Annotated in this window: 10 protein-coding genes; 1 reads left to right on the plus strand and 9 read right to left on the minus strand. The window is 53.2% G+C overall.

What is annotated here, in order from left to right; all coding sequences use genetic code 11:
- Position 1 precedes the first annotated feature (1 nt).
- Complete coding sequence (locus IKB43_08785; GenBank protein ID MBR2470228.1) at positions 2-703, minus strand: SIMPL domain-containing protein; 702 nt, start codon at positions 701-703, stop codon at positions 2-4.
- A 55-nt stretch (positions 704-758) separates the two neighbouring features.
- Between IKB43_08785 and IKB43_08790 the strand changes: the two genes are divergently transcribed.
- The gene (locus IKB43_08790; GenBank protein MBR2470229.1) at positions 759-1,004 is read left to right on the plus strand and encodes a hypothetical protein; all 246 of its coding nucleotides are present in this window, start codon (positions 759-761) and stop codon (positions 1,002-1,004) included.
- A gap of 5 nt (positions 1,005-1,009) precedes the next feature.
- Here the strand turns inward: IKB43_08790 and IKB43_08795 are convergent, their stop codons facing one another.
- From IKB43_08795 to IKB43_08830, 8 genes are all read right to left on the minus strand, one after another.
- Positions 1,010-2,614, minus strand: a complete 1,605-nt coding sequence (locus tag IKB43_08795; GenBank protein ID MBR2470230.1) for a hypothetical protein — start codon at positions 2,612-2,614, stop codon at positions 1,010-1,012.
- A gap of 46 nt (positions 2,615-2,660) precedes the next feature.
- Entirely contained in the window at positions 2,661-5,225 is a 2,565-nt protein-coding gene (locus IKB43_08800) for a TonB-dependent receptor plug domain-containing protein (protein MBR2470231.1), read from the minus strand.
- A gap of 126 nt (positions 5,226-5,351) precedes the next feature.
- Entirely contained in the window at positions 5,352-8,624 is a 3,273-nt protein-coding gene (locus tag IKB43_08805; protein MBR2470232.1) for a hypothetical protein, read from the minus strand.
- 11 nt (positions 8,625-8,635) lie between these two features.
- Positions 8,636-9,193: a hypothetical protein gene (locus tag IKB43_08810; protein MBR2470233.1), complete on the minus strand. Its 558-nt coding sequence runs from the start codon at positions 9,191-9,193 to the stop codon at positions 8,636-8,638.
- Positions 9,194-9,378: 185 nt separating this feature from the next.
- Complete coding sequence (locus IKB43_08815) at positions 9,379-11,760, minus strand: caspase family protein (GenBank protein ID MBR2470234.1); 2,382 nt, start codon at positions 11,758-11,760, stop codon at positions 9,379-9,381.
- Between the two features lies 1 nt (position 11,761).
- Positions 11,762-12,538, minus strand: a complete 777-nt coding sequence (locus tag IKB43_08820) for a hypothetical protein (GenBank protein MBR2470235.1) — start codon at positions 12,536-12,538, stop codon at positions 11,762-11,764.
- Complete coding sequence (locus IKB43_08825; protein ID MBR2470236.1) at positions 12,535-13,038, minus strand: sigma-70 family RNA polymerase sigma factor; 504 nt, start codon at positions 13,036-13,038, stop codon at positions 12,535-12,537. Before IKB43_08825 ends, IKB43_08820 begins: the two co-directional genes overlap by 4 nt.
- A gap of 166 nt (positions 13,039-13,204) precedes the next feature.
- Complete coding sequence (locus IKB43_08830) at positions 13,205-13,570, minus strand: helix-turn-helix transcriptional regulator (protein ID MBR2470237.1); 366 nt, start codon at positions 13,568-13,570, stop codon at positions 13,205-13,207.
- Between the last annotated feature and the right edge of the window lie 83 nt (positions 13,571-13,653).

Consider the following 13,653-nt stretch of genomic DNA (forward strand, 5'->3'; position numbering starts at 1 on the left):
ACTAGTCTTCCAAGAAATACTGCACGTTGGTGACCACACGAACCTTCTTGACAAAGGGTGTATTTTCGTCACGGTCCTCAATAGAGAACAGCCCCTGGGTTGCCGTCTTGATTTTACCCAGCTTGCTCCTGGAATCCTTGGCGAATTTTTCGGCAGCAGCACGGGCGTCCTTATTGGCCTCTTCAATCATTTCGGGCTTGATGGCGTTGAGCCCGTTAAAGCTGTAAATCTTGCGGTAACGGAAATCCCCTTCGCTAAAGGCAATTCCCTGCTTCAACAGTTCACCCTGCTTTTCCATCAGTTCACGAACCTTGTCCACATTCTTGGAGGCCACCGTCAGCGACATGGTCACCACATAGCGGAAGGGGCGTTTTTCACTGGTATACAGTTCGCTCTGGGTATCCATAATATCGGGAGATGCTTTGGTGATTTCTTCTTGGGCGACCCCGTTATCCAAAAGGAACTTTTCTAAGGTCTGGGTCTTTGCTTGGACCGTCTCGTACAGGGCCGAAAGGTCGTTGCCCGCTTCCTTGAACACGATAGGCCAAATTACGTAATCGGCTGGAACTTCACGTTCGGCAAGCCCCCGCACAACAACCACACGGTCCCGGTCCTTCACGTGAATCATGGCGCAATAGAGGAAAGCGCCCAGCCCAAGAATGGCGATAGCGAGCACAACTGCTTCTTTGAGTCTTGACTGCATAGCAGGCCTCCTGTTTCAACCTTTTTCTTATAAAATACAAAAAAAGGAGTCTATCATGAAAACCGCATTTATCGCTTTCGCCATGGCCGTCGCTGTTTCCTCTGCATTCGCCACCTATTGCGAACCCCATAGGTTCATCTGCACCGATCCCTGGGGCGACGATTTGGTTTCAGAAGAAGAAAATGCCGTAGGAATCTTTATACCATGGAAAGGTGGTGTTGACCTAGCCCTACCCGCTTATCCGCCTTTTGCCGGTGGTGTCGCCGACATCCGCGGTTTCGGCGGTTGGGACCTGGTGTAGACCGTTCACCAGTTCTTGCAAACCGCAGGCTTGTCCTGCTTACAAATCAGCTCGACTTCCCTCGCCAAGACGGGGGATTTTTGTTCTTCTATGTAGTAGCGGCTTACCAAGGCGGATTTACACTGGGGGAACCTCCCGTAATCCCAGTCCCTGTCGGCGCACCATTCCCAGAAATACTCCAGGCAGTCGTTCTTTTCGGTGCTTTCCAGGCAGTCCTTCTTGAGGCTTGAACAGTCCGCAATCTTGTTGCTTTCGAAGTTGCCTGCCACGCAGTAACGCTTGAGGCCGTCGGCGTAGGCGTTTGACTTGTCCTTGGCATCAATCGTATCGGGCAGGAATACGGACCACTTGGTAGTATCCACCATCATGGCGGCCTTGACCAGGGAGGGGTAGCAGGTCTCGTTCACCAGGTAGTCGCCTTCCGCAAAATAGGCACTAGCCTTCGAATTGGCAGTAACCAAATCTGTGCCACCGGCTGCCGAATCCCCATAGGGCATTCCAGAGCAATAGACATCCTGGTACAGCCTGCAGGCCCTGTTTTTCCAGCCCTCCTTGTCATCGGGGTCGTCGCCGGCCTGCTTGCAGGAGGCGCTCCTGATGTATTCAAATTCCAAATAGTCGTCGCCCTTGATTTTTACGGGAATATCCACCCGTTTCATGCCCGAAAAAACGCCCATGCCGTTTTCGATGTTGGACACGGGAACCACCCGGGGGTCTTCCAGGGCTTCCAAAACATAGTCCTCGTAATCCATGTAGGCGCTGTCGGTGGCATAAAAATGGAGCATCGATTCCCCTATGGGGAAAGAGAGGTTCGACACGAAAATAGTGTCGGCGCTGTTGTAGCCGCCTATGGTCCAATTGTCGTTGTACCCCAGCCTCTTGGTGTTTTCAAGGCTATTGCTCAGGGAGAATACAAAGCCGGCGGAATCCTTGTCCGCAAAGTTAGAAAGCATCTTGTGGATGGTGGTGTTCATGGATTCGCCACCGTTCACGTTGTCGTAGGTCAGCGTCACCAGCACACCGCCCAAATCCTTGTCGTGTTCCGTGTAGAACTTGAAGATATCCATGTCCCTGGGGAAGGTCAAGAAATTCGTTTCAAATCCCTTGCCGTTCAAGGCCACATCCTTGGTCTTGCCATCTTGCTGGGGAATTTTCACCTTCTTGACAGAGAATTTCTTGGGGATAGTAGCAACGGCCTTATAGGTGGTAGAAACCTTTTCGCCGGAACTGTCCCACTTGAAAAACGCCTCCATCTTGTAGGAATTGCCCGTCTTGCCCACAAGGCCCGACGACGAATCCGCCACGAAACAGTTGGGCTTGCCCGTTTCGGGGACAAGCTGCACGGGAGCGGATTTTGCCATGGTGTCGAGGACGGTCACCTTGGCGCTGTCATAGAACGCGAAGTTTTCTGCCGAGGATTCTTCCAGTTCATACATCTTGGAAAAACAGATTCGCGGGGACTCGCCCTCCATAATGTATCCGTAGGTGTAAACGCCTGCATAGATTTCCGTGGTGTGGGGGTAGTATTCCCAGGGCCCATGAAAATCCCCGCAGGCTGTCAACATAAGCAGTACACAAACAACTGCTAGATGGCGGGTCAAGCCCGCCATGACGGTTCTACATTCTATCTCTCGTCTTTCGCCTCTCGTCTCTCGTCTAGAAATAATACTCATAACTCAGCATAATCGGTAAAAAGGGGAACTGGTATATTTCGTTATATTCAGGCGGGTTCTCGCGGGTATCGTAGAAGGAGTAGAACATGTTGTCGTGGTTGGTCAGGTTGATGATGGTCCAGCTGAAATTCCACTTGTTTTCGCGGCCGATGTCGATGACCTTCACATCTACGCGGAAATAGTCGGTCTGCCTTTCTGCATTGCGGCTACCCTGCACCACCACGATGTTGTCGGAATAATTCCTGTTTCCCAAATCCTCCCGGTAGAAATACCCCTTGTACCCCGTGATGGGCATGCCCGCCGAATACTTGAGGGCAATGGAGGAGCGGAAATAGCGGCCCTTGACCGGATGCTTTTTCAGGGCGTCCTCGTCGCCTTTCCAGTTGATGCCCGCGTCTAGCTTCAGGGCGTAGGGCTGATGCCAGCTAGGGTAATAGGCCTTGGTTCCGTCGTCGGAGCGGATAACGCTTATGCTCTGGCTCCAGTTGATTCCGCCAAACCACCAGCCCCTATCCTTGCGGAGCGAGAGCTCGTAACCGAAAGAATAACCCGACGCCGTGCCGAAATAATCCGCCATGACCATGCTTTGGGAATTGGCAGAGGCCTCGCTGTCGTCTTCGGTGGAGTCCGAATCCATGGCAAATGTCTTGAGGTCGCTCTGGGTCTTGTAATAGAGCCCGACGGTGGCGTCGTAGCCGTCGAACAAATTCCTGTGGCTGTATTCCGTGGCAAACAGCCACGACGAAGCGGGTTTCATCTGCTTGCCGTAATTGTCCGTGGTGGCCGGGTAGTAAAACTCATTCAAGGTTTCCTGATCGCTAAACATGATGGAATTCAAGTATTGCAAATAATAGCCGCCATAAAATTCAACCGTCTTGGTTTCGTCCAGGTTCACAGTCAAGGACGCCCTCGGTTCTACACCAAAATGCTTAGCCGCCGTCTGGTAGTTGAATCGCGCACCGTATTGCAGCAAATAATCGGGAGTAACCTTCCAGGCATCTTGCAGGTAGCCCACATGGTGGAAAGGCCTCTGCTTGTCTTCCAGCTTGGTGTCAGAAACCCGCTCTCCCAGGCGGTCGTAGGTATATTCCAGTTCGTAACCGCCGGTTATCACGTGGTCCTTGACGCCGCGGTAGTTGAGCCACTGCTTGCCCGAAAAGGTCATCAGGTTCATGCTGATGGACATCAGGTCCGATATTTCCATGTTTTGGTAAAAACGGCTGAAAGCGTATGTGGAATTGTAATCCCAGTTGCCGTTAAAACGATGGTATATCCCGAGAGGAATCGCTACGTTCCCCCAGTCCACGTAAAGGGGGTCAAAGGACAGTTCGTCCTTGCCGACATAAAAGCTGAACTTGAAGCGTGTATCGTCCGTCAAATTGTACAGGAACGTTCCCTGCAGGTCCGTAAACTCGTAGTCCAGATCAAGATCCAAAAGCCCGATGGCGTTGCACAGGTCCAGCACATAGCCGATGTAGGTGGTGCGCCCCGCCACCACCCAACGGGCGGGGCCCTGATGGCCTTCGGTATGGAGCTGGGCGGCGAAGGTGCTTATCTTGATGCTGCTCTTGCTGAACCATTCATCGACGGTGTCTTGCCCGCCCGCGCGGCCGTCCATCTTGAGTACCGAACTCAGGCGGTTGCCGTATTGGGCCGGAAAGCCGCTCTTGTAGAACTTCACATCGTCAATGCCTTCTACGAGAAATGTGCTGAACAGCCCGAAGAAATGGACCGGAGAATAGACCACGGCGTTATCGAACAGAAACAGGTTCTGGTCCGCGGCGCCGCCTCGAACGTAAATCTTGGAACTGAAATCGGAACTGGCGACCACTCCCGGGAGGGCCTGGATACTCTTGATGACGTCGGCCTCGGCGAGGCTCGGCATGCGCTTGATGGACTTGGCCGACACCACGGACTCGCCGGGGCTGCGCTTGGGGCGGCGCCGCAGCTGCACCACCACCTTCTTGAGTTCGGTGACCTTGCCATTGTTGCCTGCGGCAAGGAGGGAATCAACGTTCATGTCGCTAGCGGAGTCGGGGCGTTGCGGGGTGTCCCCACCTTGGTGGCCATGCGCACTAAGCGATGAATCGCTAAGTGCTGTCCGCCCGCTCGAAGGGGTAGCGGATGATGATTGGAGATCCCCGCCTTCGCGGGGATGACAATCAGCAGGAGCGAGGGGAAGGCTTTCCCCTTCACCCAAAACAAACCCGTCGCCCAGGGCCTGGGAGAAGGCGCCTTCTGCTCCGACGTACTTGAGTTCGTAGCATTTTTCCTTCTCGGCCCCTGCCGTGTCGGAATTGGTGACGCAGATATTCCAGAGGGTGTCCTCGGGGAGAACCACGCTGAAGGGCTTGCCCACGGTGGTCTGGAGCGCCTCGCCGGATTCAAGAATTTCAACGTTGAGCTTTTCGCCAGCGGCAAAGGAACTGTCCTGCACCACGCCGTTGAAGACGATGCCCGTGGCCTTTGCAGAGTCTGCTGTTGCAGAGCCGGGAACGGACTGCGCGGAACCTTCCGTCCCTTGCGCAAAAGCAAGAGAGGCCACCAGAGACAACAAAAAGACGATGTATGACCAGACTTTCAACAAACGATTCCCGAATTGCAAACAAAAATAGCAAATAGGCGAACCTATTTGCCGTTTAAACACCTGACGGGGTTGAATGTGTTACTTTTATTAATCTTCATCGGCCCAAACGTACTTGAACTTGAATTTCAGGCCTCCACGAGGTTCATGGCCGCAGGTTCCGCTGCAGGCATCGCTTCCCGAGTAGGACACGCCCTTGCTTCCAAAGTTGAATTTGGACTCGATCCAATCATTCTTGGGTGCATCGCCATTCTTGCTAGTGGCAACACCGGGCACGTCATTCAACGACTGAGCGATCTTTTCGTAAGGCCAATCGACGGTCTGTCTATTGGTTCCGCCACCTTGAGCACGAATGCTCAAGAACAACGTCAACCCACCTTTGCCTATATCATAGGTGTATTTGTACCGATCCATTTCTACCGCATTGTCATCTTTGCTTATCTTGGAATCAGACTTGCTCTCGTAATGGATCGTGTTTCCCTTACTCACGCTGCCGCCTCTGCTGAAATAATACTTGTATTCATGCAGCTCGCGGTTTCCGTTCTTGAACAGGCCCCTCAGTTCGTGGTCAACACGGGCTTCACGGGCCTTATACTGGTATTCGGTACCGTGGCCCACATTCTGGATTTTCATCTTGACACGGCCGACAGCGCGAGTCTTGGCCTCGGAGCCTTCGGAGAAGACATACTGCTTTCCATCCCAGGCATAGGCGAACACGCGGTAGGTGTAGTAGGGGCTACCTCCACCCACCTTGTCAGTAAAGAACTTGTCGTTCCGGCCGTTCAAGGCAACCACGGTCATACCATTACCCCAGTTGTCACCAACTTTGGGCTGCACCGTAGTGGGTTTCTTGACGTAGGATTCCAGAATCTTATTATTCGGCTGAACCTTCGGTTCGTCATTCTTTGAAGCTTTACCGAAAATACGAGCTATTGAGCTTGCAGCGATGGCAAAGGTTTTTCCCAGCACATTCGCATCATCGTCAATCTTATCGTACTCCGCCCGCACCACGACATATCCCAAGATGCGAGTATCCAGAGAATCGGGAATATAATTCACAATGATGCTATTACGGTCCGCATTGCGTCCCAAAATCATTTCCTGTGGAGTATTGAGACCCGACGGAATATTCAGGTAATAAGCGGCCTTGTTCCCATTTTCTGCGGTCACCACCACCTTCACCTCGGCCGTTTCAAACGGAACCAGCTTATCCACGGTAAACTTGAAATTCTTGGCCTCGGCGTTTTTTCCAGAACCTTTCACTCCGATTGGCGTAACAGGAACCTGGACCCCGTTCTTGAATACCACCACGCCGTCCTCGGCATTTACCGGATCAACTGTAGAAAGTTTCACCGCAACCTGGGCACCGTGAACATCCTTTGTCGTAATCAGCGAATCCCCATTGACAGCACATTTTGCCCCGGTCTTCTTGCATTCCTTCCGGAATTCGATGTCCTGTTTATGCGATTCATCAATAAAGTTCCAGGTATTGACAACCGAAATCGATGAGATTGGGCGGGCCACAGGATTTTCGTCTTCACAGTCATTGACTCCATCCCCATCGGTATCCTTCAAGGTCGGATCTGTCACAAAGGGTCCCTTTCCGTTCTTGGTCCAGCCATTGATTTCATCAAAGTCACTGATTCCGTCACCGTCAGTGTCCTTCATGTCGTCACGGGTGCCCAGGAGTTTTTCCATGCTGGCAGGAACGCCGTCGTGATCCCGGTCTTCGTTGTAGATGAACTGAACTACATCGCCGGCACCCACCACAATGGAATCAAGGTTGAAGTTACCGATTGCTACGGAGTAGATATTTGTCCGCTCCGGTGTAGCCGCCTTGTTCACAGCAACAAACCATACAGCAGTATCTCCTTTCATTATGTTGTTTTCCACACCGTCCAGCATAACCAGGCCAAAACGCTTATCCTTCCCGACCATCATGGTGTCCTGTTCATAGTCCATCTGGAGGATATCCAGAAATTCCGACAGATAAACTGGAGCACGCAGGTTCCTTTTGTTATTCGCATTCCTGTTGACCTTGAAATTTGTAGAGACCCGGTAGTCCAAGAAGCGAGTTCTCGAATCAGCATAATACGCCCCCTTGTCGAAGGTCACTCGGGCCGTTGTCCCAGACACCTTCGTGTAAGCCTCCGTAAAGTCCGTAGTCATCCCGGTTCTGCTCCTATCCAAGGTAATCTTGTAAGCACTGGCCGAAAGGAAAATGGCGCCCGGATTGAAGATAAAGCTATTCAAGGCATCCAAAGAAATTCCGCTCTTCCAAAACTTCAGTTCCTTGGATTCTCCCGGAGCCAGAGTGATACGGGTCCACTTATCTTCGCCGTAACCATCGCCTACGGCAAGTTCTGCTATGATCTTGATGTCACCAGAGAGGGTGTAGGTGCTAGCAGCCAGAATCAAGTTCTCAATGCTATACGCCACCTTACCCGTGTTGGTGATACGCGCCTGCATGCTGAGGGTACCCCCAGAAATAGACTCGCCCTCGGACATGGCCTCGGCAACGGCCTTGTTGTAGTTCTGGGTAATGGCCTTAGACTGATTTTCAGTCAGGGTATGGCCCTCACTCTCGGTATAACTACCATTATAACCCCAATTCACCACGAACTGCCCGCTATTGCTGGCGTAACCCGCAGAAAAACCAATGTTCCAAGCGCTCATCAAGGCGGCGCTTTCCGTTTCGCTGAAGCTGATGCTTTGGGTATTCTGCACCGATTCCCCTTCGGAAATGGTGACAGTCTTCGTGGTGTTGGAACTGGTGGTGCGGTTCAGCGTTATGCTGGGGGTCATGGTCATGGTGACTTCCAGCTTGGGAAGATCCGCCACGTTGGGGTTCCAAACCGTGGGATTTTCGGGATTGAAGAGTTCGAAGAGTTCCTCGCCATCTTCAAAACCGTCGCCATCGGTATCCTTGGCATAGGGATTGGTCTTGAACTTGAAGATTTCATCGTAATCCGGAATGCCGTCCCCATCAGTGTCCAGCGTGGGGTCCACTTCAGCGGTTTCCACCGACTTCACATCAGAAAGATTGAAGGAATAAGACCCCTTCAACGCAGTACTGGTCACGATCAAGTTTAGCTTCTCATTGTCGCCAAAACGAGTGTCGAAGGTCATGCCCTTGACATTTTTCAGCCCAATCGGCTTGAACGCCTTGAGGCCATAGCCCTGAATGTTTAAGGTATCCTCCCCCACGTAGTGCGTCTTGGGAAAGGTAATGGAATCGAGGCCCACAAGGCCAGCGGTATATACGGAGTCTTCTCCGATTTGAATATTCGCGAGACCTGCCAGTGCACAAGGAGCAACAAACATGGTGGTCACCGCAGCAGCGGTAAAGTATTTCGTAAACATGATAGGCTCCTTTACTTGGCGTTAATCGTCAGATTTTGTTGAATGGTTTTGCCGCCAAATACCAGCTTGACGACGTAGCTGCCTCTATTGAGGTTTCTATTACGGACCGGGAAAACGGTGGAACCCTTTGAGAGGTACACATCGCCCTTGACCACCGTCGAACCGATGGCGTCCATCATGATAAAACGAGCATCACCGCCCTGCTCGGAGAAAAACTCCAGCGCCTGCTTGTCGGCATCGAAGGTCACCTGTACAGGTTGCTCCTTCTTTACCATTACCGGAGCGACCTTCCTTTCAACCTTTGGAGAAGTCGGGCGGGACTTTACGTAGGGATTGTCCTCTTCTTCGGTAAGGTTGGGCTCCGGCTCGCGCGTATCGGGAAGAACATAAGAACTGTCCTCCTGGTTCGCGTCAAAAGTCATGTTCTGCACCGACTCCACCAAGAATTCGTGGATAGTCCCATCGTTCATGGTCACACGGATGACACGGGGAGCATTTTGGTTACCTGCAGCAACTGCCAGGGAAGCACCCATAAGGCAGGCCAGGAATACAACTGACAACTTTTTCATGATGAACTCCTTTGTTAAGGTTTCACTGTTGTTTCTTTTAACACAGTTAATATATACCCAAAGATTGATATTGTCAAATGCATAATTTCTTTGGTTTTAATCAATTATTTTTATATATTGGTAAAAAACAAAAAAAATCATCCGCCTTTTCAAGCAGATGAGGGATTATTTTTTTTTGGGGGGGGCTAGAACTTTCCGACGGTAATGCCGGCGTAGAATCCGGGCCAGAAGCGGAATTTATCCCCTTCGTGGCCGAAGTCGTCGTGGTATTCGCTGAGGGGCTTTACTAGGATCTTTTCGCCATAGCCCTGGGCTGCGAGATTGAGGGTGCCGCCCACCGAAAGCCCGAAGAAGGGGAACACTTGAGTCGTGTAGCCCAGGCGCAGACGGTGGTGGAAATTGACGCCATCGGAGCCGTATTCAAAATCAGAATCGTCAAAGTTGAAAGCCACCTTGTCGTGTTCCATCAGGAACATGTATTCCAAGTCAATGTGGCTGCCGTACTTGCCGAACTGGGTTCCAAGACCGAGACCCGCTTCGGAGACATCGCTAAAGTGCCTGAACCCCGTTCCCTTTTCAATCAGGCGGGCTCCTTCAAGGGCGGTGTAGAGGTAGGCAGTGCCCATGTGGAGGGAAACGCCCAGGGCGCCCATCTCGTTGAGAGAACCCATGACGCTCCACACGCCGTTACCCACGATGTTGATGAGGCCCACGGGAGTCCTTTCGCAGTGGCCGCAAATGTTCAAGATGCCTACCTGGCGGCCATCCGCCCGGCCCGCGATGTTCAGGACGCTCACCTGGGCGGTGTTGAGCTTGCCCGCCACGTTCATGGCGGCAGCCACCTGCACGTCGGATTCCTTGGCAGCGTTCAGGGCGGCTGTCACCTGCACACCGGATTTCTTTGCCGCGTTCAGGGCAGCGGATACCTGCACATCGGATTCTCTCGCGATGTTCGCCGCGGCAGTAACTTGGGCATGGGTTTCCTTGGCCACATTCAGGGCGGCAGAAATCTGGGCCTTGGTTTCACGGGCGTAGTTGATGGCAGGGGCCACCTGCACGCCGTTCAGGGAATCGCGGGTCACGTTCATGGTAGCCGAGACCTGCACACCCGAAGAATTCTCCTTGGCCACGTTAATCACGGGAGACGCCTGGATTCCGTTAAAGGAACCCGCATAGTTCATGACTCCCGAAACCTGCGCCCCTTCGAAATGCTCCTTCGCGCCGTTGAACACCGCCGTAAGTTGCAGGCCGTGCATTTCCTTGCGGGCGATGTTTGCAAAGATACTGATTTGCGAGCCCAGCATATAGCTGTCGGTACGGGTCACAAACAGGCCCATCTGCAGGCCCTTGCGGGCTTCGCGGTCCTTGTCCACCAGGTTGAAGGTCACGCGGTATTTTCCGTTGTGGTCCAGGGAATCCAGGGAGCAGGCGGTAGTATCGCCGGAGGCACAGTCCCCGCGGCGGGCGATTTCGCCCCGGAGGGTAGTCTTTTCGGCCACGATGGCGCTGAACTGTTTTTGCGTCAGCTGGGCACGGTAATTGTCCTGCAGGGTGACGCTCGCCTCCTTGTATTCGGCAGGACGTTCCAGACGCACGCTGTACTTGCCGGCGGCAAGCCCCAGGTTGATGGGCCGCCCTGCCTTCTTGTAAAGTTCCGCCACCAGCTCGCCCCGCTCGTCACGGATGAACAGACGGCCTTCCACGTCTTCGCCGATGTCGAGACCCGCGTTCATGCTGCGTAAATCCGTCATCACCACGTCTCCGGTACCGGCCAGGTTCATGTCCCGGCTGGGGTGCTGGGCGCCACCCATGGTTGCTTCCGTTTTCTGGAGCGTCTCGTTAAAGGCAAACTGGTAAGCTTCCGAAAGGGTCACCTTGCCATCGCCGCTGATATCGCCCGCCCCGCGTAACCCGCTCACCAGGGAATGGGTAAAGAAGGAACCCTTCAGCTTGTCGCTTTCCTGGCTGGATTCATCTTGCGTGCTGCTGGTAATAAAGGCATAGCCCTTCATGTCGGAACTCTTGTCCACCATAAAGGCGGGAACCGCCACGCCGCCCTTCGCGCGGGTAATGGCTCCCGAACCGCAGGCGTCTATCACCGCAATCTTCACGTCGGCATGGAGGGAATCGATTTTTGTGCGGAGCGCCTTCCAGGCGAAGGTCTCCTTGCCCAGACGCAGGCCCTTTTCGTCGGCATGACCGCTGTAATAGACCAGCACCTCGTCGCGGCCGCCTGCCGACTTGTTCTTTGCAATCTTCTTGTCCAGTTCGTCAATCTTCTGCTGGAACGCGGCAACGCTGGGTTCCTTCACCTCCACGACGTTTCCGGCCTGCACGCCGCCCATTTCCTTCAGCACGTTCACGAAGGAGCGGGCATCGCTTGCGGCATAGCGGAGGGTGGGGCGGCCCTCGCCGCCGTAATTGGCGCTTACGGCCAGTACGTAGCGGTTAATCTGAATCTCCTGGGCGGCAGAAACACTGGAAGCCGCGGCCAACAAAACAAGGACAACAACTGAAATTATCTGGAGCGACAAGGAAGCATCCATCTTTTTAATCAAATTCATCATCTTACTTGCCCTCCGTCTTGCGAAGCGTGAGGCTTACTGCCTTAACGCCCTCCTGTTTCAGCGAGGCGTCGATGTCCCCCGCGTTCAACTCGAATTCACTTTTTGAGGTCAAGAAAAAGAACTTCTCGAATTTGGGCGCATTGTCCAGCTTGTAGGCAAAGGGCAACGTGGTCATCTTGCCAGGCTCCAGTTCCACCGCACGGTTCTCCCGCCCCATGTGCATGGTGATGGTCCCGTTCCCGTCCATGCTGAAAAGCAGACCGAAACATTTTTCGGCAACGGCGTAACGCAGCTGGATTTCGTCGCCCTCCCGAGCCTCTCCCAGATTTTCCATTTGCACGGCGCTATCGCCTGTCTTTTTCCAGACTTCCATACGGGCGGAGAGTCCCTTAATACGCAGGCCATCGTCACTGGAAGCATCGACCATGGCCACTTCCATAAGCTGGGTATTTTGTTCCGAAAGGGAACGCTGGCCGAACAGTGCCACCGTCACCACCGCAAGCACCAGGGCTGCGGCGGCGGCAAGTTTCACCAACTTGAAATTCACACGCACCGTGTTGCCGGCTCCCGCATTGGAGCGTCCGGGCATCATGGCAATCTTTTCCGAAAGTTTTTCGAAAGGAAGCTTCTTGAGGATTGCCGCATTGTCCTCCCGCAGCATCTTCACGCGACCGGCGAAGATTTCATCTGTCGCCTCCATCTCGCGGATTTCGCGCATTTCTTCGGCAGGCAAGTCGCCCGTCAAATATTTTTCCAGTTTCCAGTCGGGAATCATCACTTCACCTCCAGGTTTTTAACTCTTGCCTGCAAGGTGCGTAAACGCTTGCGCACCCCGCTTACCGAAAGCCCCACCATCTCGGCGGTTTCTTCCAGCGTCATACCATCTACATAGTGCAACACCGCAATGGTCCGGGTAGATTCCTGCTCCCGCGAAAAAATTTTCGCCAATATGCCGCGAGCCTCATAGCCTTCCTGCTCGTCGTCTGCGCAGGCGATATTCAGCAACAGCTCGCTGGAATCCACGTCCAGCCCCCTGCGCTTCTTGTCGCGGATGCGGTTCAGGCAGAGCCTGGTGGCCGTATTCCACAAAAGACTGCTGGGACTGTCCAGGTTCAGGCGGTCCATGCCGGCATAAATCCGCAAAAACACGTCCTGCATCAGGTCCGAAGCCTCCGCCTCGTCCTTGAGCAGGGCCATACAGCGACGGTAAACCATCGGGGCGTAGGCCTCGTACAGTCTAGAAAACGCCATGCGATCTGCGGAATTTATCCTTTCCATGCCTGTGTAACACTTGTGGAGGTTAAAAGTGTCACCGAAAATGTAAAAAAAGTGGATAGGGGCTAGGATTTAGGGAATAGGGGTGCGGAGGAAGTCTCCCACTCTCCTAAGGGAACACTCCTGTAAAAACACGTCAAATATAGTTTTTTGACTTAGGCATTTTCCGCTACTTACTAAAATCAAAAAAAGCTGCGGGATCCGTCCCGAAGATTTCACCGAGTTTTATCGCCATCTTGCGGGATACCGCCCTTCGTCCGTTTTCCATGGCACAGAGGTTCTGAACCTGAATCCCGAGTTTTTCGGCAAGGGTGACCTGCGACCAGTTGCGCAAATCTCGGTTCGCAACAATCATTTCGCCGGGAGTGGAATCCAGATTCTTGAACCAGTCGGACTCTTCGAAGGGGATCGAATCCTCGTTTTTGCAGACCGCCACATTTTCGGACTTGTAGGTATCCTTCAAGAACCTGACAAGCGGAGCAGGGATGTGCTTCGCACGAATTTCAATACGGGGCTTTTTCACGACTGCCAACATAGTAAACCTCAATATTTATCGACCCGTTCTCACATGTCCAGCAAGCGACCCAATTCAAGGCGATGTGACAATGATACTTGCTA

The sequence above is a fragment of the Fibrobacter sp. genome (genome assembly GCA_017503015.1).
Classification (GTDB): Bacteria; Fibrobacterota; Fibrobacteria; order Fibrobacterales; family Fibrobacteraceae; genus Fibrobacter.

Excerpts from the sequence above, each read along its gene's own strand:
- IKB43_08795 (MBR2470230.1), bottom strand. The coding sequence starts at position 2,614 with ATGGCGGGCTTGACCCGCCATCTAGCAGTTGTTTGTGTACTGCTTATG.
- IKB43_08785 (MBR2470228.1), bottom strand. The coding sequence starts at position 703 with ATGCAGTCAAGACTCAAAGAAGCAGTTGTGCTCGCTATCGCCATTCTT.
- IKB43_08830 (MBR2470237.1), bottom strand. The coding sequence starts at position 13,570 with ATGTTGGCAGTCGTGAAAAAGCCCCGTATTGAAATTCGTGCGAAGCAC.
- IKB43_08815 (MBR2470234.1), bottom strand. The coding sequence starts at position 11,760 with ATGATGAATTTGATTAAAAAGATGGATGCTTCCTTGTCGCTCCAGATA.
- IKB43_08805 (MBR2470232.1), bottom strand. The coding sequence starts at position 8,624 with ATGTTTACGAAATACTTTACCGCTGCTGCGGTGACCACCATGTTTGTT.
- IKB43_08810 (MBR2470233.1), bottom strand. The coding sequence starts at position 9,193 with ATGAAAAAGTTGTCAGTTGTATTCCTGGCCTGCCTTATGGGTGCTTCC.
- IKB43_08825 (MBR2470236.1), bottom strand. The coding sequence starts at position 13,038 with ATGGAAAGGATAAATTCCGCAGATCGCATGGCGTTTTCTAGACTGTAC.
- IKB43_08790 (MBR2470229.1), top strand. The coding sequence starts at position 759 with ATGAAAACCGCATTTATCGCTTTCGCCATGGCCGTCGCTGTTTCCTCT.